This is a genomic window from Enterobacter cloacae complex sp. SHL001 (assembly GCF_049236825.1).
Taxonomy (GTDB): domain Bacteria; phylum Pseudomonadota; class Gammaproteobacteria; order Enterobacterales; family Enterobacteriaceae; genus Enterobacter; species Enterobacter hormaechei_C.
Map to the genome: position 1 here is coordinate 20,362 of NZ_JBMKIP010000007.1, position 20,171 is coordinate 40,532.

Below are 20,171 nucleotides of genomic sequence, written 5' to 3' on the forward strand. Positions count from 1 at the left end.
CAGCATCGCCCTTATGACCCAAATCATTCCCTCAGACTTCGACATTGCAGCCGAAGAGAGCGCAGAGTTCGTGCCCATGCGCGGTGTGGCTAACCCTCACCTGCAAACCATGCTGCCGCGCCTGATCCGCCGCAAGGTACAGTTCACCCCGCACTGGCAACGCCTGGATTTGCCGGATGGCGACTTTTTGGATCTCGCCTGGAGCGAAGATCCGGATCGGGCCAGACATAAACCCCGTCTGGTGGTGTTTCACGGTCTGGAAGGCAGCCTGCACAGCCCTTACGCACACGGTCTCATTGAGGCGGCGAAAGCCCGCGGCTGGCTTGGGGTAGTGATGCATTTTCGCGGATGCAGCGGCGAGCCTAATCGTCAGAAACGTATTTATCACTCGGGTGAAACCGAGGACGGTACCTGGTTCCTGCGCTGGCTAAGAGACAATTTCGGCGAGGCGCCAACGGCAGCGGTGGGGTATTCCTTGGGCGGCAATATGCTGGCCTGCCTGCTGGCGAAGGAGAGCGACGCCGTACCGCTGGATGCGGCGGTGATCGTCTCTGCGCCCTTTATGCTGGAGCAGTGCAGCTATCATATGGAAAAGGGGTTTTCGCGAGTGTACCAGCGCTACCTGCTCAACCTGCTGAAAGCCAACGCCGCGCGCAAGCTGAAGGCCTATCCGGATACGCTGCCTGTGACGCTGCAACAGCTCAAACGCGTGAAGCGCCTGCGCGAGTTTGATGATTTGATCACCTCGAAAATTCACGGCTTTGCCGATGCGATTGACTATTACCGTCAGTGCAGCGCCATGCCTTTACTGAACCAAATCACGAAACCTACGCTGATTATCCACGCCAAAGATGATCCGTTTATGGATCACCACTCGATTCCGGCGCCCGATCATCTGCCGGCCAACGTGGAGTATCAGCTCACCCAATTCGGGGGACACGTCGGCTTTGTCGGCGGCACGCTGCGTCGGCCAAAAATGTGGCTTGAGACGCGTATTCCCGACTGGTTAATGGCTTATCTGGACGGTAAATAATGATTATTCCCTGGCAGGATCTCTCTCCCGACACGCTCGATAATCTGATTGAAAGCTTTGTCTTGCGCGAAGGCACCGATTATGGTGAACATGAACGTTCGCTTGAACAAAAGGTCAACGATGTTAAGCGCCAGCTTAAAAGCGGCGACGTGGTGCTGGTATGGTCCGAACTGCATGAGACGGTCAATATCATGCCACGCAACGCGTTTCACGGCTGATCTTTACACTTTTCCAGTCAGGGAGTTGCTATGTCTGCCAGACATCCGGTTATTGCCGTTACGGGTTCGAGTGGGGCGGGAACCACTACCACCAGCCTCGCCTTCCGCAAGATCTTCGCCCAGCTTAACTTACGGGCGGCAGAGGTAGAAGGCGACAGCTTTCACCGCTACACGCGCCCGGAGATGGATATGGCCATCCGCAAGGCGCGCGATCTGGGTAAACACATCAGCTACTTCGGCCCGGAGGCGAATGACTTCGGCCTGCTGGAGCAAACCTTCCGTGAATACGGGCAAAGCGGTACCGGGCAGTCCCGCAAGTATCTCCACACCTACGATGAAGCCGTGCCCTGGAACCAGGTCCCCGGCACGTTCACGCCCTGGCAGCCGCTGCCGGAACCGACTGACGTGCTGTTTTACGAAGGTTTGCACGGCGGCGTGGTGACGCCTCAGCACGATGTGGCGCGCCACGTGGATTTGCTGGTGGGGGTGGTGCCGATTGTTAACCTTGAGTGGATCCAGAAGCTGACGCGTGACATGAGCGAGCGCGGCCATTCGCGAGAGGCGGTCATGGACTCGGTGGTGCGCTCCATGGAAGATTACATCAACTTCCTGACGCCGCAGTTCTCCCGAACCCACATTAACTTCCAGCGCGTCCCCACCGTGGACACCTCCAACCCGTTCGCTGCAAAAAGCATCCCTTCCCTGGACGAGAGCTTTGTGGTGATCCACTTCCGCAACCTGGAAGGCATTGATTACCCCTGGCTGCTGGCGATGCTACAGGGTTCGTTTATTTCGCACATGAATACGTTAGTGGTACCGGGCGGAAAAATGGGGCTGGCAATGGAGCTGATCATGACACCGCTGGTGCAGCGGCTGATGGAAGGAAAGCAGATCGCGTGAATTGTTTTGCCCGGTGGCGCTGCGCTTACCGGGCCTACGGGCGTGCTTTTGTAGGGCGGGTCAGCGAAGCGCCACCCGCCAAAAAATTAAGCCGCGATCACTTCATAAGAATGGGTGATTTTTACCGCTTTCTCCAGCATTAGCGCCACAGAGCAGTATTTCTCCGCAGACAGGTCAACCGCACGCGAGACCGCCGCATCCTTCAGTTCTTTGCCGGTGACGATAAAGTGCAGATTAATATGCGTAAACAGGCGTGGCGCCTCTTCGCGACGTTCTGACGTCAGCTTCACTTCACAATCGGTCACGTCATGACGGCCTTTTTGCAGGATCGACACCACGTCGATCGCGCTGCATCCGCCCGCCGCCATCAGCACCATTTCCATCGGGCTTGGCGCTTTATCGCCGGAGTTGCCATCCATCAAAACCTGGTGCCCGGAAGCAGACTCGCCCAGGAACGTTAACCCTTCAACCCATTTCACACGCGCTTGCATATTCACTCACTCCAACGTTGCATTTTTTATGACAGATTACGTGTACGTTACATTTCTCGCAACGGAAGGCGACCTGCGTCATGCTGAAGCGAGACACCAGGAGACACGCGGCGAAAGCTATGCTAAAACACTCTGGATGCTACAGTAATACATTGACGTTACACATGTATGCAGAGGACATCAAACTTTACTGGCTGCGAAACGTTACGACAGCCGACTTCCCAGGTATGGGTAAGAATTCGATTGCAACCCCAGAGTCCGGATGCATCTTATGACTCTGGTGACAGCTTATAACAGAGGATAACAGCGCATGGTGCTTGGCAAACCGCAAACAGACCCGACTCTCGAATGGTTCTTGTCTCATTGCCACATTCATAAGTACCCATCAAAGAGCACGCTGATTCACCAGGGTGAAAAAGCGGAAACGTTGTATTACATCGTTAAAGGCTCGGTGGCCGTGCTGATCAAAGATGAAGAAGGGAAAGAGATGATCCTTTCTTATCTGAACCAGGGCGATTTTATCGGTGAACTGGGCCTGTTTGAAGAAGGCCAGGAACGTAGCGCCTGGGTTCGTGCAAAAACAGCATGTGAAGTGGCTGAAATTTCTTACAAGAAATTCCGTCAGCTGATTCAGGTCAACCCTGACATCCTGATGCGTCTTTCTTCCCAGATGGCACGCCGTCTGCAAGTGACCTCTGAGAAGGTGGGTAACCTCGCCTTCCTGGACGTGACCGGTCGTATCGCGCAGACACTGTTGAACCTGGCGAAACAGCCAGACGCCATGACCCACCCTGACGGTATGCAAATTAAAATTACCCGTCAGGAAATCGGTCAGATCGTCGGCTGCTCCCGTGAAACAGTGGGCCGTATCCTGAAGATGCTGGAAGACCAGAACCTGATCTCTGCCCACGGTAAAACTATCGTGGTCTACGGAACCCGTTAATTTCGGTCAAACGGCGTGCCGCCGCAGGGTGGCACGCCGTTTTTGTCTCTACTCCTCATGTGGCGCAGGCTGATCTATCACCCGGAAGTTAACTACGCACTACGACAAACGCTGGTGCTGTGTCTTCCCGTGGCCGTGGGCCTGATCCTCGGACATCTTCAGCAAGGCCTGCTGTTTTCCCTCGTGCCCGCCTGCTGCAACATTGCCGGTCTGGATACGCCGCATAAACGCTTTTTTAAACGTCTGATTATTGGCGGCTGCCTGTTTGCCGGCTGTAGCCTTGCCGTACAACTCTTACTGGCCCGCGACATTCCTCTGCCGTTGATCCTGACCGTGCTGGCGATGACGCTCGGCGTCACCGCCGAAATCAGCTCGCTGCACGCCCGCCTGCTTCCCGCATCGCTGATTGCCGCCATCTTCACCTTAAGCCTTGCGGGCAATATGCCGGTGTGGGAGCCATTGCTGATCTACGCCCTCGGCACGCTGTGGTACGGGCTGTTTAACTGGTTCTGGTTCTGGCTGTGGCGGGAACAGCCGCTGCGCGAATCCCTGAGCCTGCTCTACGTGCAGCTTGCTGAATACTGCGAAGCAAAATACACCCTGCTCACTCAACATACCGACCCGGAAAAATCCCTGCCGCCGCTGCTGGCGCGCCAGCAAAAAGTGGTGGATCTGATCAGCCAGTGCTATCAGCAGTTGCACATGCTTGCCGCCAACAAAAATCATGAATACAAGCGGCTGCTGCGAACCTTCCAGGTCGGGCTGGATTTGCAGGAGCATATCTCCGTCAGCCTTCATAATCCGGAAGAGGTGCAAAAGCTGGTGGAGCGCAGCCATGCGGAAGCGGTGATCCGCTGGAACGCGCAGACCGTCGCGGCCCGCCTGCGGGTGCTGGCTGACGATATCCTCTATCACCGCTACCCGACGCGCTTTAACATGGACAAACAGCTCGGCGCGCTGGAAAAGATTGCGCGTCAGCACGCGGATAACCCGGTCGGGCAATTTGCTGCCTGGCATTTCAGCCGCATCGCCCGGGTGTTACGCACCCAGCGCCCGCTTTATGCCCGGGACCTGATGGCCGATAAGCAAAAACGGCTGCCGCTGCTGCCCGCGCTCAAAAGCTATCTATCACTGAAATCTTCCGCCCTGCGCAATGCCGCGCGGATCAGTGTGATGCTGAGCATCGCCAGCCTGATGGGAATGGCCCTGCACCTGCCGAAACCCTACTGGATCTTAATGACCGTGCTGTTTGTCACCCAGAACGGCTATGGCGCCACGCGGGTGCGCATTCTGCATCGGGCGGGCGGTACGATGGCGGGGCTGATTATCGCGGGCGTGACGCTGCACTTCCACGTGCCGGAAGGCTATACCCTGGCCGGTATGCTGGCAATCACGCTGGTGAGCTACCTGATCATCCGCAAAAACTACGGCTGGGCGATGGTGGGCTTTACGGTGACGGCGGTGTATACCCTGCAACTGCTCACGCTTAACGGGGAACAGTTTATTATTGCCCGGCTGGTCGATACGCTAATTGGCTGCCTGATCGCCTTTGGCGGCATGGTCTGGCTGTGGCCGCAGTGGCAAAGCGGGCTGCTCAGGCAGAACGCCCACGACGCGCTCGAAGCTGACCAGCAGGCCATTCGTCTTATTCTGAGCGATGACCCGCAGCCCTCTCCGCTGGCCTACGAGCGCATGAAGGTCAACCAGGCGCATAACGCCCTGTTCAACTCCCTTAACCAGGCCATGCAGGAGCCGGGCTTTAACGCGCACTATCTGGCTGACATGAAGCTGTGGGTCACGCACAGCCAGTTTATCGTCGAGCACATCAATGCCATGACGACGCTGGCGCGGGAGCACACGATGCTGACGACGGATCTGGCGCAGCGCTATTTGCAGTCGTGTGAAATTGCGTTGCAGCGCTGTCAGCAGCGTCTGGAGTATGACGCGCCGGGCGAGTCAGGGGATTCGAACATTCTGGAAGCGCCGGAGACGCTGACCCACGGGCCGATGAGCACCCTCGAGCAGCATTTACAGCGCGTTCTCGGGCACCTGAACACCATGCACACCATTTCGTCGGTGGCATGGCGTCAGCGCCCGCATCACGGGATTTGGTTAACGCGCCGGTTAAAACGAACCGCGTATTAGCCGCTGACGATCTTCGCGACCGCCGCGGCAAAACGGGTTAATCCGTCTTCGATGTCTTTGTCTTCCACCACCAGCGATGGCGCAAAGCGCATCACGTCCGGCCCGGCGTTGAGCACCATGACGCCTTCGTGCGCGGCGGCGTGCAGGAAATCGCGCGCGCGGCCTTTGTACTGCGGCTTCAGTTCGGCGCCGATCAGCAGCCCCATCCCGCGGATGTCGCTGAAGACATCAAACTGTTGGTCAATCTGCTGGAGATGTTTCACAAACAGGTCGCGTTTCGCATTCACGCCATTCAGGACGTCCGGCGTATTAATGATGTCGAACGCCGCACCCGCCACGGCGCACGCCAGCGGATTACCGCCGTAGGTGGAGCCGTGTGAGCCCACATGAAATGCGGAAGCGATATCCTGGGTGGTGAGCACCGCACTGACCGGGAAACCGCCGCCGAGCGCTTTCGCGCTGGTCAGAATATCCGGCGTTACGCCGTAGTGCATATAAGCAAACAGGTCTCCGGTACGCCCCATCCCACACTGCACTTCATCAAACACCAGCAGCGCCTGGTGCTCGTCGCACAGCTCGCGCAGCCCTTGCAGAAATTCCGGGGTGGCCGCCGTGACGCCGCCTTCCCCCTGAATGGGCTCGACCACCACGGCACAGGTGTGATCGTCCATCACCGCTTTAACGGCGTGGAGATCGTTAAACGGCACGTGGATGATATCCGCAGGTTTCGGACCAAAGCCGTCGGAATACTTCGGCTGGCCGCCAACGGAAACGGTAAAGAAGGAGCGTCCGTGGAAGGCGTTATGGAAGGCGATGATTTTGGTTTTGTACGGGCTATGACGCGTGGTTGCGTAGTAGCGCGCCAGCTTAAAGGCGGTTTCGTTGGCTTCGGTGCCGGAGTTCATAAACAGCACGCGTTCGGCGAAGGTGGCATCGATGATCTTACGCCCCAGACGCAGCGCCGGTTCGTTGGTGAACACGTTGCTCGTGTGCCACAGCGTTTCGCCCTGCGTTTTCAGCGCGTCCACCAGCACAGGATGGCAATGGCCCAGCGCCGTCACCGCAATACCGCCTGCGAAATCAACATACTCGTTGCCCTGCTGATCCCAGACGCGGCTGCCTCTCCCTTTTACCGGGATAAACTCAGCCGGTGCATAAATCGGCAGGATCACTTCATCGAATGTCGCGCGGGTAATTGCTGGTTGTTCAGTTGCCATGTCATGACCATCCATTTTTATGTCACATTGATTGTGAAAATATAATCACAAAATATGCATAAAAAATCACAACAAGGCAACAGATATTCAGCGATTAAGGAAATTGGCCAGCAGCGCGTGCCCCTGTTCGCTGAGAATGCTTTCCGGGTGGAACTGCACGCCTTCCAGATCGTACTCACGGTGACGAATGCCCATGATCTCCTGCGTCTCGCTCCAGGCGGTGACCTCAAAGCAGGCCGGCAGGGTCGGCGGATCAATGATCAGAGAATGGTAGCGCGTCACGGTTAACGGATTGTTTAGCCCCAGGAATACGCCGGTACCGGTGTGCGTGACCGGAGAGGTTTTGCCGTGCATGACTTTCGCGGCACGGACAATGGTGGCGCCAAAGACCTGCGCAATGGCCTGATGACCCAGGCAGACGCCCAGAATCGGCAGTTTGCCCGCATAATGGCGGATCGCCTCCAGCGAGATACCAGACTCCGAAGGGGTACACGGCCCCGGCGAAATCACGATTTTCTGGGGCGCCAGCGCGTCAATGTCAGCCAGCGCGATCTCATCGTTACGGCGGACAACCACCTCTGCCCCCAGCTCACAAAAATACTGGTAAAGGTTCCAGGTAAAGGAATCGTAGTTATCAATCAGCAGAATCATGGCGGCTCCTGAAAAAATGGCCGCCCTATTTTACGCAGATTCCCGCGCTTCGCTCACAACTTTGGCAAAGATGGCGTTCAGGGCGGTCAAATCCCCCATTGCCCCGCTCTGATTGGCGGCTGCCCAGCCGTTCGGGTCGATCCCCTGCCAGTTCAGCACATAGCCCGCATGAATAGCCAGTTGTTCAAAGAAGATCCGCTGGGCCACGCCATTACCGCTCATAAACGGATGTAGCATGTTGATTTCACAGTAGTAATGACTGATTCTGTCTGTAAACTCTGCTTTCTGAAGGCCCACCAGATATTTATCACTTTCCAGCGAAGCCATCAGCTCATTACCCACTTTCTCGATGTACTCGAAATGGCAAAAAGGAATGTCGCCCTTAGAAATATCGGCGGTGCGCAGCTCGCCCGCGCCTTTCATTTCGTTGCGGAATAAATGGCGGTGAATAAGACACAGATGGGGTAAACCCGGTGCGGAAGGCCCCAGTTCCAGCGTCTCGATATCGGGTTCAGCGGGACCCTTACCTTTTTCAAGGAGGCAGCTGGCCTGAAAATTGACCTTACGTTGTTGCTCCCAGAGACGGGATTTTTGCTTGTCGGTGAGTTTTTTCACTACGCCTCCCTGAATAGTCCGTTTGCCACAAGTATAAGCAGCAAAACGCGCTTTCGCAGGGAGGGTGGAAAGACACGGGCAAGATGTGCCCGTGTGGGGGAACGATTACGGCAGCACTTTCGCGGAGAGAATGACGACTGGCTTAGACGGCACATTCTGGTATGGACCGACATCGTGAGTCTGAACCTGAGAAATCTTATCCGCAACGTCCATGCCTTTCACCACTTTGCCAAACACCGCGTAGCCAAAGTCGCGCTGACCGTGGTCCAGGAAGGCGTTATCAGCCACGTTGAGGAAGAACTGGCTGGTGGCGCTGTCTTTGTCCGCCGTACGCGCCATGGAGATGGTGCCGCGCTTGTTCAGCAGGCCGTTGTCTGCTTCATTTTTGATGGGCGGGTTGGGCTGTTTCTGCTGCATCTGCTCGTTAAAACCGCCACCCTGAATCATAAAGCCCGGGATCACGCGGTGGAACGTGGTGTTGTTATAAAAACCACTGTTCACGTAGTCGAGGAAGTTTTTCACCGAAACAGGGGCTTTCTGGCTATCCAGCTCCAGCTCAATATTCCCCGCAGAGGTAGTCAGCAGGACGTGGGGGTCTCCTTTGGCTGCCAGCGCAGCAGGGGAAACGGCAGAAAGAGCAAACACAGCTGCGACAGCCGCCAGTGTTGATTTGAGCATGAGAATTCCTTAACAAAGCGCAGTATAAAAAGCGAATGGCTTGATTCTAAAGAGCAGTATGAACCCAGACCAGTCTTTTACCTAATTTTACCAAATTGAAACAATTATTACCGCGCAAACGATTGTTCACCCCACAACGTAATGTGATCTGCATCACGTTAAAACCTGCAATTGTGCTCAAAATTTTCTGAAAAGATTTAATTAGATCACTTTCGCGACTAAAATCTGCCCGCTCAAACGCAGTCATTGCTTTTTTCTTTACTTTTAACAGGCCAGACATGACTAACAGCAATCGCATCAAGCTCACATGGATCAGCTTCTTCTCTTACGCCCTGACCGGCGCGTTGGTGATCGTCACCGGGATGGTGATGGGAAATATCGCAGACTACTTCCAGCTGCCCGTTTCCAGCATGAGTAACACCTTCACCTTCCTGAACGCGGGGATCCTGATCTCTATTTTCCTTAATGCCTGGCTGATGGAAATCGTGCCGCTGAAAACGCAGTTGCGTTTCGGCTTCGTGCTGATGGTTGCCGCCGTGGCGGGCCTGATGCTGAGCCACAGCATCGCCCTCTTCTCTGCCGCCATGTTCGTGCTGGGCCTGGTGAGCGGGATCACCATGTCGATCGGTACATTCCTGATTACGCACATGTATGAAGGCCGCCAGCGCGGCGCGCGTCTGCTGTTCACCGACTCCTTCTTCAGCATGGCCGGGATGATTTTCCCGATGGTCGCCGCGTATCTTCTGGCGCGCAGCATTGAGTGGTACTGGGTGTACGCCTGCATTGGTCTGGTTTATGTCGCGATCTTTGTTCTCACCTTCGGCTGCGAGTTCCCGGTGCTGGGCAAAAAAGCGCAGACTACGTCCGAGCCGGTTGCGAAAGAAAAATGGGGTATCGGCGTACTGTTCCTCTCCATCGCCGCGCTGTGTTACATCCTCGGTCAGCTGGGCTTTATCTCCTGGGTTCCTGAATACGCTAAAGGTCTGGGCATGAGCCTGAACGACGCGGGTAAACTGGTGAGCGATTTCTGGATGTCTTACATGTTCGGCATGTGGGCGTTTAGCTTTATCCTGCGCTTCTTCGACCTGCAACGGATCCTGACCGTTCTGGCGGGTCTGGCGACCGTGCTGATGTATCTGTTCATCAACGGTTCCCCGGAGCATATGCCGTGGTTCATCCTGACCCTGGGCTTCTTCTCCAGTGCGATTTACACCTCGATCATCACCCTTGGCTCTCTTCAGACCAAAGTGGCCTCGCCAAAGCTGGTGAACTTCGTGCTGACCTGCGGCACCATCGGCACCATGCTGACCTTCGTGGTCACGGGCCCGATTGTTGCGCACAGCGGCCCGCTGGCGGCGCTGCATACCGCTAACGGTCTGTACGCCGTGGTGTTCATCATGTGCTTCGTGCTGGGCTTTGTGACCCGTCATCGTCAACACAACCCGGCAACAGCTACCCACTAATCGCCATAACCCCTTTGCGTACTGCAAAGGGGTTTTCCCCTGCTCACCCGCCCTGCCCGCCGATGGGTAAAAAACCCCACTATATTTGTGCAAAAAATAAGCAAGCACAAAAATCAAACAATATCCGTCACTTATAAAAATCCTGACAAATCATAGATATACCCACTAAGGGGTAGGTGAAGGCGTATTTGATTTGCATCAATAAGTGCCCCTGCTGAATCGTTAAGGTAGGCAGTAATAGAAAAGAAATCGAGGCAAAAATGAGCAAAGTCAGACTCGCTATCATCGGTAACGGCATGGTCGGCCACCGCTTTATTGAGGATCTTCTCGATAAAGCCGATGCTGAGCAGTTCGATATTACCGTGTTCTGTGAAGAACCCCGCAAGGCGTACGACCGTGTGCACTTGTCTTCCTACTTCTCTCACCATACCGCCGAAGAGCTCTCTCTGGTGCGTGAAGGGTTCTACGAGAAACATGGCGTAAAAGTGCTGGTGGGCGAACGCGCTATCACCATCAACCGTCAGGAGAAAGTGATCCACTCCAGCGCCGGACGTACGGTTTTTTACGATAAGCTGATCATGGCGACGGGCTCGTATCCGTGGATCCCGCCTATTAAAGGGTCGGAAACCCAGGATTGCTTCGTTTACCGTACCATTGAAGACCTCAACGCCATTGAATCCTGCGCACGTCGAAGCAAACGCGGCGCGGTTGTCGGCGGTGGTCTGCTGGGTCTGGAAGCGGCAGGCGCGCTGAAAAACCTCGGCGTTGAAACCCACGTCATCGAATTTGCCCCGATGCTGATGGCGGAACAACTGGACCATATGGGTGGCGACCAGCTACGCCGTAAAATCGAAAGCATGGGCGTGAAGGTTCACACCAGCAAGAACACCAAAGAGATCGTGCAGGAAGGCACCGAAGCGCGTAAAACCATGCGCTTTGCCGACGGCAGCGAGCTGGAAGTGGATTTCATCGTCTTCTCCACCGGTATTCGCCCGCGCGACAAGCTGGCCACCCAGTGCGGTCTGGCCGTTGCGCAGCGCGGCGGGATCATGATCAACGATACCTGCCAGACCTCCGATCCGGATATCTACGCTATCGGCGAATGCGCCAGCTGGAATAACCGCGTATACGGTCTGGTTGCACCAGGGTACAAAATGGCGCAGGTCGCCGTTGACCATATCCTCGGCAGCGAAAACGCCTTCACCGGCGCAGACATGAGCGCCAAGCTGAAACTGCTGGGCGTGGACGTGGGCGGTATTGGTGATGCGCATGGCCGCACCCCGAACTCCCGCAGCTATGTTTATCTGGACGAAAGCAAAGAAGTCTACAAACGCCTCATCGTCAGCCAGGACAACAAAACCCTGCTCGGGGCGGTGCTGGTGGGTGATACCAGCGACTTCGGTAACCTGCTCCAGCTGGTGCTGAACGCCATTGAGCTGCCGGAAAACCCGGACGCGCTGATCCTCCCGGCACACGCCTCCAGCGGTAAGCCGTCCATCGGCGTGGATAAACTGCCGGACAGCGCGCAAATCTGTTCCTGCTTCGACGTGACCAAAGGCATGCTGATCTCCGCCATTAACAAAGGCTGCCACACCGTTGCGGCGCTGAAGGCGGAAACCAAAGCAGGGACCGGCTGCGGCGGCTGTATTCCTCTGGTCACTCAGGTGCTGAACGCCGAGCTGGCAAAACAGGGCATTGAAGTGAACAACAACCTGTGCGAGCACTTCGCTTACTCTCGCCAGGAGCTGTATCACCTGATCCGCGTGGAAGGCATTAAGTCCTTCGACGAACTGCTGGAGAAACACGGCCAGGGCTATGGCTGTGAAGTATGTAAGCCTACCGTCGGTTCCCTGCTGGCGTCCTGCTGGAACGAATATGTGCTCAAACCAGAACACACTCCGCTTCAGGACACCAACGATAACTTCCTGGCCAATATTCAGAAAGACGGGACTTACTCGGTGATCCCGCGTTCTGCCGGAGGGGAAATCACCCCGGAAGGGCTGGTCGCCGTGGGTCGTATCGCCCGTGAGTTTAACCTGTACACCAAAATCACCGGCTCCCAGCGTATCGGCCTGTTCGGTGCGCAGAAAGATGACCTGCCGGAAATCTGGCGTCAGCTGATTGAAGCGGGCTTTGAAACCGGTCACGCGTACGCCAAGGCGCTGCGCATGGCGAAAACCTGCGTGGGCAGCACCTGGTGCCGCTACGGCGTGGGCGACAGCGTGGGCTTCGGCGTAGAGCTGGAAAACCGCTACAAAGGCATCCGTACGCCGCACAAAATGAAGTTCGGCGTCTCAGGGTGTACCCGCGAATGTGCAGAAGCACAGGGGAAAGACGTGGGTATCATTGCCACCGAGAAAGGCTGGAACCTGTACGTGTGCGGTAACGGCGGGATGAAACCTCGCCACGCGGATCTGCTGGCCGCCGATCTCGATCGCGATACGCTGATCAAATACCTCGACCGCTTCATGATGTTCTACATTCGTACCGCCGATAAGCTGACCCGTACCGCGTCCTGGCTGGATAATCTCGAAGGCGGCATCGACTACCTGAAGTCGGTCATTATCGACGACAAGCTGGGTCTGAATGAACAGCTGGAATCCGAGATGACTCGCCTGCGCGAGGCGGTGATCTGCGAGTGGACCGAAACCGTGAACACGCCAGCGGCGCAGACGCGCTTCAGACACTTTATCAACAGCACCCAGCGCGACCCGAACGTGCAGGTGGTACCGGAGCGCGAACAGCATCGTCCAGCGACCCCGTATGAACGTATTCCGGTGATGCTGGTGGAGGAAAACGCATGAGCCAGTGGGTAAACATCTGCAATATTAACGACATTCTGCCAGCAACCGGCGTCTGTGCCCTGCTGGGCAACGAGCAGGTGGCGATTTTCCGCCCTCGCCACGATGAACAGGTCTATGCCATCAGCAATATCGACCCGTTCTTCGAGGCCAGCGTGCTCTCCCGCGGTCTGATTGCGGAGCACCAGGGCGAGCTGTGGGTTGCCAGCCCGCTGAAAAAGCAGCGCTTCCGCTTAACCGACGGACTCTGCATGGAAGATGAAAGCTTCTCGGTCAAACACTACGACGTCCGCGTGAAGGACGGCGAGGTGCAGCTGAAAGCGTAACCCCTCGCCTTTTCAATAGGAAAGGCTTATGACCCCTTATGGGTAACGGCAGGAAAAACCGTATGTTCTGTACGATTCCTGCTGTTATCCTGACGTCAATTCTTCCCCCGCCATGAATGCTGTGAGGTAACGTCGTGGATCACCTGCCGATTTTTTGTCAATTACGCAACCGCGACTGCCTGCTCGTGGGCGGCGGCGATGTGGCTGAACGCAAGGCACGCCTGCTGTTAGAGGCGGGTGCCCGGCTGACCGTCAACGCCCTCACCTTTGCCCCACAGTTTGACGTCTGGGCGCAGGAAGGGATGCTCACCCAGGTGCAGGGCGAATTTGATGAATCCCTTCTGGATACCTGCTGGCTGACCATCGCCGCAACGGATAACGATGACGTTAACCAGCGCGTCAGCGACGCCTGCGAAGCGCGCCGCATCTTCTGTAACGTTGTGGATGCGCCGAAAGAGGCGAGCTTTATCATGCCGTCGATTATTGACCGTTCACCGCTGATGATTGCGGTGTCGTCCGGCGGGCGCTCGCCCGTTCTTGCCCGTCTGCTGCGGGAAAAACTGGAAGCCGTGCTGCCGCAGCATCTTGGTCAGATTGCCCACTACGCCGGGGAGCTGCGTTCCCGCGTGAAGCAAACCTTCGCAACCGTGGGCGAACGCCGTCGCTTCTGGGAGAAGTTCTTTGTCAACGACAGGCTGGCGCAGTCCCTTGCCAATCAGGACACCAAAGCCGTTGAAGAGACGACCGAACAGCTCCTGAGCGAGCCGCTGGACCATCGCGGTGAAGTGGTGCTGGTGGGCGCAGGTCCCGGCGATGCGGGCCTGCTGACGCTGAAGGGTCTCCAGCAGATCCAGCAGGCGGACATCGTGGTGTATGACCGTCTGGTCTCTGATGACATCATGAATCTGGTGCGCCGGGATGCTGACCGCGTGTTCGTCGGCAAACGGGCAGGTTATCACTGCGTGCCGCAGGAGGAGATCAATCAGACCCTGCTGCGGGAAGCGCAAAAAGGTAAGCGCGTGGTGCGCCTGAAGGGTGGCGATCCGTTTATCTTTGGTCGTGGCGGCGAAGAGCTGGAAACCCTGTGCAACGCGGGTATTCCGTTCTCCGTGGTGCCGGGCATTACGGCGGCGTCCGGCTGTTCTGCCTATTCCGGCATTCCGTTAACCCATCGCGACTATGCCCAGAGCGTGCGCCTGGTGACGGGCCACCTGAAAACCGGCAGCGAACTGGACTGGCATAATCTGGCCGCTGAAAAGCAGACGCTGGTGTTCTATATGGGGCTAAATCAGGCAGCCACGATCCAGGCGAAACTACTGGAGCACGGCATGGAAGCAGATATGCCGGTCGCGCTGGTGGAAAACGGCACCGCCATTACGCAGCGCGTGGTCGATGGCGTGCTGACGCAGCTGGGCGAGCTGGCGCAGCAGGTTGAAAGCCCGGCGCTGATCGTGGTGGGTCGCGTGGTAGCCCTGCGCGAAAAACTGAACTGGTTCTCCAGCCACTAACGCATAATCTCTCCCGGGAGTAGTCTTTAAGCGGACTACTCCCTTCTTACCTCAGTCGATAACATACCGCCCGCATAATGGAACTTTTCCATTTATTCCCTCGTGTTACATCCAATTTTCGATTTATTGACAAGGAATGCGTATGTTCAAACTGGCAAAAGCTGCCGTTCTGGTCGGCCTGTTATCAACTCTGACGGCCTGCACCGGTCACGTTCAAAATACTAAAAATAATTGCAGCTACGATTACCTGCTTCACCCGGCGATCTCCATTTCGAAGATCATCGGCGGTTGCGGCCCGGCGGCACAGCAGTAAGCGTTTTTCAGGCGTAAAAAAACCGGGGATGTCCCGGTTTTTTTGTTTCGTCAGTTTTGTCGGGTGGCGGCTCCGCCTTACCCCACCTGCACGGTCCCGTAGGCCGGGTAAGCGTAAGCGCCACCCGGCAAAGCGGCTTAAGGTTTCGCCACAAACCCAATCGCGTCGTACACCGCTTTCAGGGTTTCGGAGGCGCGCGCGCTGGCTTTTTCCGCGCCCTCTTTCATCACTTTTTGCAGGAAAGCTTCGTCGTTACGGTAACGGTGATAGCGCTCCTGCAACTCGGTCAGCATGCCGGAAACGGCGTCTGCCACTTCGCCTTTCAGGTGGCCGTACATCTTGCCTTCAAAGTATTTTTCCAGCTCAGGGATGCCCTGTCCGGTCACACCGGAGAGAATGTCCAGCAGGTTAGACACGCCCGCTTTGTTCTGCACGTCGTAGCGCACCACTGGCGGCTCGTCGGAGTCGGTCACCGCACGCTTGAGCTTTTTCACCACCGATTTCGGATCTTCCAGCAGGCCGATAACGTTGTTGCGGTTATCGTCAGACTTGGACATCTTTTTGGTCGGCTCCAGCAGCGACATCACGCGCGCACCGGATTTCGGAATAAACGGCTCAGGCACTTTGAACACGTCACCGTAAAGCGCATTGAAGCGCTGGGCAATATCGCGGCTCAGCTCCAGGTGCTGCTTCTGGTCTTCACCCACCGGCACCTGGTTGGTCTGGTACAGCAGAATGTCGGCCGCCATCAGCACCGGATAGTCAAACAGACCGGCGTTGATGTTTTCAGAGTAGCGGGCAGACTTATCCTTGAACTGGGTCATGCGGCTCAGCTCGCCGAAATAGGTGTAGCAGTTCAGCGCCCAGCCCAGCTGCGCGTGCTCTGGCACGTGAGACTGAACGAAAATGGTGCTCTTCTCTGGATCGATACCGCACGCCAGGTACAGCGCCAGCGTATCAAGTGTTGCTTTGCGCAGCTTCTCGGGATCCTGACGCGCGGTGATAGCATGCAAATCCACGATGCAGTAAATGCAGTGGTAGTCATCCTGCATGCTCACCCACTGACGTAACGCACCCATGTAGTTACCAATGGTCAGTTCACCTGAAGGCTGTGCGCCACTAAAAACGATGGGCTTAGTCATTATTCAATTCCTGATGTTCACTGTGCGAGAGCCCGAGTGCGGGCAACAAATCTTTGAAGTGGTCGAACACAACGTCCGGCTCACTCAGCGTAATGGCTTCACCGTAGTTGTAGCCGTAGGTCAACCCAACCGACGGGCAACCTGCCGCTCTGGCAGCCAGAATATCATTGCGGGAATCCCCGACAAAGAGCAGCTCCGCAGGCGCTAAGGATAATTTTCCTGCCACCAGCAATAGCGGTTCCGGATGCGGCTTTTTATTCTGCACGTCATCGCCGCCCACAATTACGGAGAAGTATTTCGCGATATCCAGCGCTTCCAGCAGAGGCGCAACGAACGGTGTCGGCTTGTTAGTCACCAGTCCCAGCGGGATGCCTTTGGCATGTAGCGCGCTCAGCGTTTCAGCGACATCCGGGAACAGGAAGCTACCCTCTTCGACGGTCTCTTCGTAGAAACGGTCGAACAGTTTGCGCAGAATACGCTGCTGCTCATCCTGGGGAATATCCGCGTGGTCAACACTCGGTTTACCTTGCGCGGAACGCTGAGAGGCACGCTCCTGACGAGCCCAGGACAGCGCGCGCTCCATCAGCACGTCTGCACCGTTACCAATCCACGTCACGACGCGCTCTTCGCCTGCAACGGGGAGTTCAAGGGCATACAGCGCCTGATCGACGGCGCGGGTTAATCCTGGCGCGCTGTCGACCAGCGTGCCGTCGAGGTCAAATGCTACACCCCGAATAGCCTGCAATTTATCCATGACTTACCTTCGCCAGTTCACGGCGCATTTCATCAATGACTTTTTTGTAATCCGGTTGATCGAAGATGGCGGAGCCTGCGACGAACATATCCGCTCCTGCCGCCGCAATCTCACCGATGTTATTGACCTTCACGCCGCCGTCCACTTCCAGACGAATATCATAGCCAGACTCATCGATACGGCGGCGCACTTCACGCAGTTTGTCGAGGGTCTGAGGGATAAATGACTGACCACCAAAGCCTGGGTTGACGGACATCAGCAGGATCACGTCCAGCTTGTCCATCACGTAGTCGAGATAGCTCAGCGGGGTCGCCGGGTTAAAGACCAGTCCCGCCTTACAGCCGTTCTCTTTGATCAGCTGTAGCGTGCGGTCAACGTGTTCGGAGGCTTCCGGGTGGAAAGTGATGATGCTGGCACCCGCCGCGGCGAAATCAGGCACGATGCGGTCAACCGGTTTCACCATCAGATGCACGTCAATGGGCGCGGTGATCCCGTAGTTACGCAGTGCTTTAAGCACCATCGGACCGATGGTCAGGTTGGGAACGTAGTGGTTATCCATAACGTCGAAATGGACGACATCCGCGCCAGCCGCGAGAGCTTTGGCAGTGTCTTCACCCAGGCGGGCAAAATCGGCCGACAGAATTGAGGGGGCAATCAAAAACTGTTTCATCCGCATCTCCTTGAAATGTGTTTACCGGCGGGCAAAGGCTCAGGGTCGATAAAGCGCCAGAAGTTCGTCCACCTTTTTACGTGTGCCGCCGTTGCTGCTAATGCTACGCCGCACTTTTACCTGAAAATGCTTCGCGGCTTTGTACCATTCGCGCGTATCAGGCGTGTCGTGATTCGAAATTAACACCGGAATTCTTTTGCTGACCAGCTTTTCCGCCATCTCAGCCAGACGAGCCTGCTCGGCCGGGCTGAAGCTATTGGTGTGGTAGGCGGTGAAATTTGCCGTGGCAGACAGCGGCGCGTAAGGCGGGTCGCAGTAGACCACCGAGTTTACGCCCGCCAGATCCATGCACTCTTCGTAGGAGAGACAGTAGAACTCGGCATTCTGCGCTTTTTCAGCAAAGTGATACAGCTCGTCCTGTGGGAAGTAGGGACGCTTATAGCGGCCAAACGGCACGTTAAACTCGCCACGCAGATTATACCGGCACAGACCGTTGTAGCCATGGCGATTGAGATAAAGAAACAACAGCGCGCGACGGAACGGATCCTGGCTTTGATTAAACTCAGCGCGGAACTGATAGTAGACGTCCGGGTTGTTGTTCTCTGGCGTAAACAGCTTCCGCGCCTCTTCCACATACTCATCGGTACGCAGTTTGACGATGTTATAGAGGCTGATAAGGTCGCTGTTGATATCCGCCAGGATATAACGAGAAAAATCGGTATTCAGGAACACCGATCCAGCACCCACGAAGGGCTCGATAAGACACTCGCCTTTCGGCAGGTGCTTTTTAATATCGTCGAGCAGGGGGTATTTCCCCCCTGCCCATTTCAGAAAAGCGCGATTTTTTTTCATGCTGACTAACTGATTACACCTTCTCCGGCTGTGGAGAAAGCTCCGACAGCATCCTGCGCTTTAAACATTACTTCAGATCGGCCTGCACCTGATGAATCGGCTTCGCCCACGGGTTTTTCGCCTGCACGTCGGCTGGCAGCGTGGAAACGGCACGTTTTGCTTCATCTTTGGAAGCATAAATACCACTCACCAGCACATACCACGGTTGACCGTTACGGGTCGTCTGATAAACCACGTAGTTTTTCAGATTCGATTTCTTCGCCCAGGCGTTGAGGTTGTCATAGTTAGACGAACTGCTCAGCTGAAGGGTGTAATTGCTGGAAGAGGCCGACTGCAAAGAACCCACGTTGCCCGTCGTTTTACCTGATGCAGCGCCTGTTTTGGCTGCGGGAGCCGCAGGGGTTGTTGCAGCAGGCGTTGTTGCCGCAGGCGCGGCTGTGGTCGCCGTTGCTTTCGGTGCAGTGGTTGCCGCAGGCGTTGGCGCTTTAACCGGCTGGCTCACCGCAGGTTTTGTCTGCGCTGGCGCTTTCGTTTCTGGCGCTTTTGCCACGGTTTGCGGTTTCGTCTCACGCTTCGGCTCAATCACAGCCTGCTTACGCTCCTGGCGTGGCGCAGTCTGCGTCTGGCGCGGTTTGGTTTCCGTTGTCGCCGTTTGCTGCTGGGCATTGCTGCCATGAACTGGCGCAACGGTGGCTGGTTCAGTTGGCAGCGTGGAGTTCACCACGGCAGTGTTAACCTGCTCCTGATTCTGCGGCTGCATCAGCGCATTGTTCAGATCGCCCTGAACTTCAACACGCTGCTGACCTTCAGGCGTCGCAGGCGCCTGGCCCTGAGTCGGGGTCGCAGAGACAGGCGGCAGAGAGATATCCTGGCCAGCGCTGGTGTTACCTGCGGTCTGCTCTGCGGAAGTGGTGCCCGGCGCAGGCTGAGCGCCATTCGCCTGGTTGCTCGCATCGTTACCAGACAGGTCGATGCTCTTCTCGGCAGACGCCGTCTGCTCGGTAGAATTGGTAGAAGGTGCTTTTAGCGCGGACCCAATGCCGACAATCAGCAAGACCAGCACCAGAACGCCAAGGCCCATCATGATGTACTGACGGGAGGCCGGTTTTGCCGCTACCGCTTTTTTACGTTTGCGCGGACGACGTTCAACAGGCTGTTCATCCATTAACTCTTCTTCGGATTCATACTCCTCGTCTTCTCGCTCATTTCGCGCGTTACGGCTACGCGAAGGGCGACGATCGTCTGCATCCAGTTCGACATCGTCAAAATTGATCTGCGGCTCGTTATCACGTTCTGAAGATTGACGAGAACGACCAGTACGACGATCGCTGGGATCGGGTTTCAGCTCGTCTTCTGGTTTGAATTCATCCATTTAACACCCCACTCAAAGGCTTCTGCCAACGACTCTGCATTTACCTGAAGCTAAAACGACCACCTGTTACAGCGGTCTG

20 protein-coding genes are annotated in these 20,171 nt (G+C 56.2%); 10 read left to right on the plus strand and 10 right to left on the minus strand.

The genetic code is table 11. The features are described from left to right. Positions 1–13: 13 nt before the first annotated feature. From ACOTYH_RS17805 to ACOTYH_RS17815, 3 genes are read left to right on the plus strand one after another with little or no spacing between them, the layout of a single operon-like run. Positions 14–1,033, plus strand: a complete 1,020-nt coding sequence (locus tag ACOTYH_RS17805; RefSeq protein ID WP_045339151.1) for a hydrolase — start codon at positions 14–16, stop codon at positions 1,031–1,033. Then, complete coding sequence (locus ACOTYH_RS17810) at positions 1,033–1,251, plus strand: YheU family protein (protein ID WP_014171926.1); 219 nt, start codon at positions 1,033–1,035, stop codon at positions 1,249–1,251. The genes ACOTYH_RS17805 and ACOTYH_RS17810 overlap by 1 nt, the downstream gene beginning before the upstream one ends. Positions 1,252–1,281: 30 nt before the next feature. Next, complete coding sequence (locus ACOTYH_RS17815) at positions 1,282–2,151, plus strand: phosphoribulokinase (RefSeq protein ID WP_003861663.1); 870 nt, start codon at positions 1,282–1,284, stop codon at positions 2,149–2,151. A gap of 86 nt (positions 2,152–2,237) precedes the next feature. Here the strand turns inward: ACOTYH_RS17815 and ACOTYH_RS17820 are convergent, their stop codons facing one another. Then, positions 2,238–2,642 (minus strand): OsmC family protein, encoded by a 405-nt coding sequence (locus tag ACOTYH_RS17820; protein WP_015571423.1) that lies wholly within the window; start codon positions 2,640–2,642, stop codon positions 2,238–2,240. Between the two features lie 310 nt (positions 2,643–2,952). On the opposite strand from ACOTYH_RS17820, the gene crp reads away from it, so the two are divergent. Continuing rightward, positions 2,953–3,585: a cAMP-activated global transcriptional regulator CRP gene (crp, locus tag ACOTYH_RS17825; RefSeq protein WP_000242758.1), complete on the plus strand. Its 633-nt coding sequence runs from the start codon at positions 2,953–2,955 to the stop codon at positions 3,583–3,585. Between the two features lie 57 nt (positions 3,586–3,642). Continuing rightward, the gene (locus ACOTYH_RS17830; RefSeq protein WP_032104001.1) at positions 3,643–5,730 is read left to right on the plus strand and encodes a YccS/YhfK family putative transporter; all 2,088 of its coding nucleotides are present in this window, start codon (positions 3,643–3,645) and stop codon (positions 5,728–5,730) included. Here ACOTYH_RS17830 and argD read toward each other — a convergent pair. The 4 genes from argD to ppiA all read right to left on the minus strand — a co-directional run bounded on the left by argD (position 5,727) and on the right by ppiA (position 8,891). Then, on the minus strand, positions 5,727–6,947 hold the full coding sequence (argD, locus tag ACOTYH_RS17835) for a bifunctional acetylornithine/succinyldiaminopimelate transaminase (protein ID WP_421637851.1): 1,221 nt from the start codon (positions 6,945–6,947) through the stop codon (positions 5,727–5,729). The genes ACOTYH_RS17830 and argD overlap by 4 nt on opposite strands. A gap of 87 nt (positions 6,948–7,034) precedes the next feature. Further along, positions 7,035–7,598: an aminodeoxychorismate synthase component 2 gene (gene pabA, locus ACOTYH_RS17840; RefSeq protein ID WP_017384162.1), complete on the minus strand. Its 564-nt coding sequence runs from the start codon at positions 7,596–7,598 to the stop codon at positions 7,035–7,037. A 30-nt stretch (positions 7,599–7,628) separates the two neighbouring features. Then, positions 7,629–8,213 carry a putative adenosine monophosphate-protein transferase Fic gene (locus ACOTYH_RS17845; protein ID WP_063660120.1) on the minus strand — a complete coding sequence of 195 codons (585 nt, stop codon included), beginning with the start codon at positions 8,211–8,213 and terminating at the stop codon, positions 7,629–7,631. Positions 8,214–8,318: 105 nt separating this feature from the next. Beyond that, positions 8,319–8,891, minus strand: a complete 573-nt coding sequence (ppiA, locus tag ACOTYH_RS17850; protein WP_000920483.1) for a peptidylprolyl isomerase A — start codon at positions 8,889–8,891, stop codon at positions 8,319–8,321. 278 nt (positions 8,892–9,169) lie between these two features. Here ppiA and tsgA point away from each other — a divergent pair, with 278 nt between their 5' ends. From tsgA to ACOTYH_RS17875, 5 genes are all read left to right on the plus strand, one after another. Continuing rightward, positions 9,170–10,354 carry an MFS transporter TsgA gene (gene tsgA, locus ACOTYH_RS17855; protein WP_015571426.1) on the plus strand — a complete coding sequence of 395 codons (1,185 nt, stop codon included), beginning with the start codon at positions 9,170–9,172 and terminating at the stop codon, positions 10,352–10,354. Between the two features lie 260 nt (positions 10,355–10,614). Further along, positions 10,615–13,158 (plus strand): nitrite reductase large subunit NirB, encoded by a 2,544-nt coding sequence (gene nirB / locus ACOTYH_RS17860; RefSeq protein WP_032669047.1) that lies wholly within the window; start codon positions 10,615–10,617, stop codon positions 13,156–13,158. Next, the gene (gene nirD, locus ACOTYH_RS17865; RefSeq protein ID WP_015571429.1) at positions 13,155–13,481 is read left to right on the plus strand and encodes a nitrite reductase small subunit NirD; all 327 of its coding nucleotides are present in this window, start codon (positions 13,155–13,157) and stop codon (positions 13,479–13,481) included. The genes nirB and nirD overlap by 4 nt, the downstream gene beginning before the upstream one ends. Positions 13,482–13,615: 134 nt before the next feature. Continuing rightward, positions 13,616–14,989, plus strand: a complete 1,374-nt coding sequence (gene cysG / locus ACOTYH_RS17870; RefSeq protein ID WP_045907646.1) for a siroheme synthase CysG — start codon at positions 13,616–13,618, stop codon at positions 14,987–14,989. 142 nt (positions 14,990–15,131) lie between these two features. After that, positions 15,132–15,302: a YhfL family protein gene (locus ACOTYH_RS17875; RefSeq protein ID WP_008503029.1), complete on the plus strand. Its 171-nt coding sequence runs from the start codon at positions 15,132–15,134 to the stop codon at positions 15,300–15,302. 137 nt (positions 15,303–15,439) lie between these two features. Here ACOTYH_RS17875 and trpS read toward each other — a convergent pair whose 3' ends face one another. The 5 genes from trpS to damX form a co-directional block, all read right to left on the minus strand. Beyond that, positions 15,440–16,444, minus strand: a complete 1,005-nt coding sequence (gene trpS, locus ACOTYH_RS17880; RefSeq protein WP_048973134.1) for a tryptophan--tRNA ligase — start codon at positions 16,442–16,444, stop codon at positions 15,440–15,442. Beyond that, a complete protein-coding gene (gph, locus tag ACOTYH_RS17885) occupies positions 16,437–17,198 on the minus strand; it encodes a phosphoglycolate phosphatase (protein ID WP_015571431.1) in 762 nt (253 codons plus the stop codon). The genes trpS and gph overlap by 8 nt, the downstream gene beginning before the upstream one ends. Next, positions 17,191–17,868, minus strand: a complete 678-nt coding sequence (gene rpe / locus ACOTYH_RS17890; RefSeq protein WP_003861634.1) for a ribulose-phosphate 3-epimerase — start codon at positions 17,866–17,868, stop codon at positions 17,191–17,193. The genes gph and rpe overlap by 8 nt, the downstream gene beginning before the upstream one ends. 39 nt (positions 17,869–17,907) lie before the next feature. Continuing rightward, positions 17,908–18,720 (minus strand): adenine-specific DNA-methyltransferase, encoded by an 813-nt coding sequence (gene dam, locus ACOTYH_RS17895; protein ID WP_015571432.1) that lies wholly within the window; start codon positions 18,718–18,720, stop codon positions 17,908–17,910. Between the two features lie 67 nt (positions 18,721–18,787). Next, complete coding sequence (gene damX / locus ACOTYH_RS17900) at positions 18,788–20,092, minus strand: cell division protein DamX (RefSeq protein ID WP_032649714.1); 1,305 nt, start codon at positions 20,090–20,092, stop codon at positions 18,788–18,790. Between the last annotated feature and the right edge of the window lie 79 nt (positions 20,093–20,171).

Excerpts from the sequence above, each read along its gene's own strand:
- ACOTYH_RS17830 (WP_032104001.1), top strand. The coding sequence starts at position 3,643 with ATGTGGCGCAGGCTGATCTATCACCCGGAAGTTAACTACGCACTACGA.
- pabA (WP_017384162.1), bottom strand. The coding sequence starts at position 7,598 with ATGATTCTGCTGATTGATAACTACGATTCCTTTACCTGGAACCTTTAC.
- crp (WP_000242758.1), top strand. The coding sequence starts at position 2,953 with ATGGTGCTTGGCAAACCGCAAACAGACCCGACTCTCGAATGGTTCTTG.
- ACOTYH_RS17820 (WP_015571423.1), bottom strand. The coding sequence starts at position 2,642 with ATGCAAGCGCGTGTGAAATGGGTTGAAGGGTTAACGTTCCTGGGCGAG.
- ACOTYH_RS17805 (WP_045339151.1), top strand. The coding sequence starts at position 14 with ATGACCCAAATCATTCCCTCAGACTTCGACATTGCAGCCGAAGAGAGC.
- tsgA (WP_015571426.1), top strand. The coding sequence starts at position 9,170 with ATGACTAACAGCAATCGCATCAAGCTCACATGGATCAGCTTCTTCTCT.
- trpS (WP_048973134.1), bottom strand. The coding sequence starts at position 16,444 with ATGACTAAGCCCATCGTTTTTAGTGGCGCACAGCCTTCAGGTGAACTG.
- dam (WP_015571432.1), bottom strand. The coding sequence starts at position 18,720 with ATGAAAAAAAATCGCGCTTTTCTGAAATGGGCAGGGGGGAAATACCCC.
- ACOTYH_RS17875 (WP_008503029.1), top strand. The coding sequence starts at position 15,132 with ATGTTCAAACTGGCAAAAGCTGCCGTTCTGGTCGGCCTGTTATCAACT.
- nirD (WP_015571429.1), top strand. The coding sequence starts at position 13,155 with ATGAGCCAGTGGGTAAACATCTGCAATATTAACGACATTCTGCCAGCA.
- ACOTYH_RS17810 (WP_014171926.1), top strand. The coding sequence starts at position 1,033 with ATGATTATTCCCTGGCAGGATCTCTCTCCCGACACGCTCGATAATCTG.
- argD (WP_421637851.1), bottom strand. The coding sequence starts at position 6,947 with ATGGCAACTGAACAACCAGCAATTACCCGCGCGACATTCGATGAAGTG.
- damX (WP_032649714.1), bottom strand. The coding sequence starts at position 20,092 with ATGGATGAATTCAAACCAGAAGACGAGCTGAAACCCGATCCCAGCGAT.
- ACOTYH_RS17815 (WP_003861663.1), top strand. The coding sequence starts at position 1,282 with ATGTCTGCCAGACATCCGGTTATTGCCGTTACGGGTTCGAGTGGGGCG.
- ppiA (WP_000920483.1), bottom strand. The coding sequence starts at position 8,891 with ATGCTCAAATCAACACTGGCGGCTGTCGCAGCTGTGTTTGCTCTTTCT.
- nirB (WP_032669047.1), top strand. The coding sequence starts at position 10,615 with ATGAGCAAAGTCAGACTCGCTATCATCGGTAACGGCATGGTCGGCCAC.
- gph (WP_015571431.1), bottom strand. The coding sequence starts at position 17,198 with ATGGATAAATTGCAGGCTATTCGGGGTGTAGCATTTGACCTCGACGGC.
- rpe (WP_003861634.1), bottom strand. The coding sequence starts at position 17,868 with ATGAAACAGTTTTTGATTGCCCCCTCAATTCTGTCGGCCGATTTTGCC.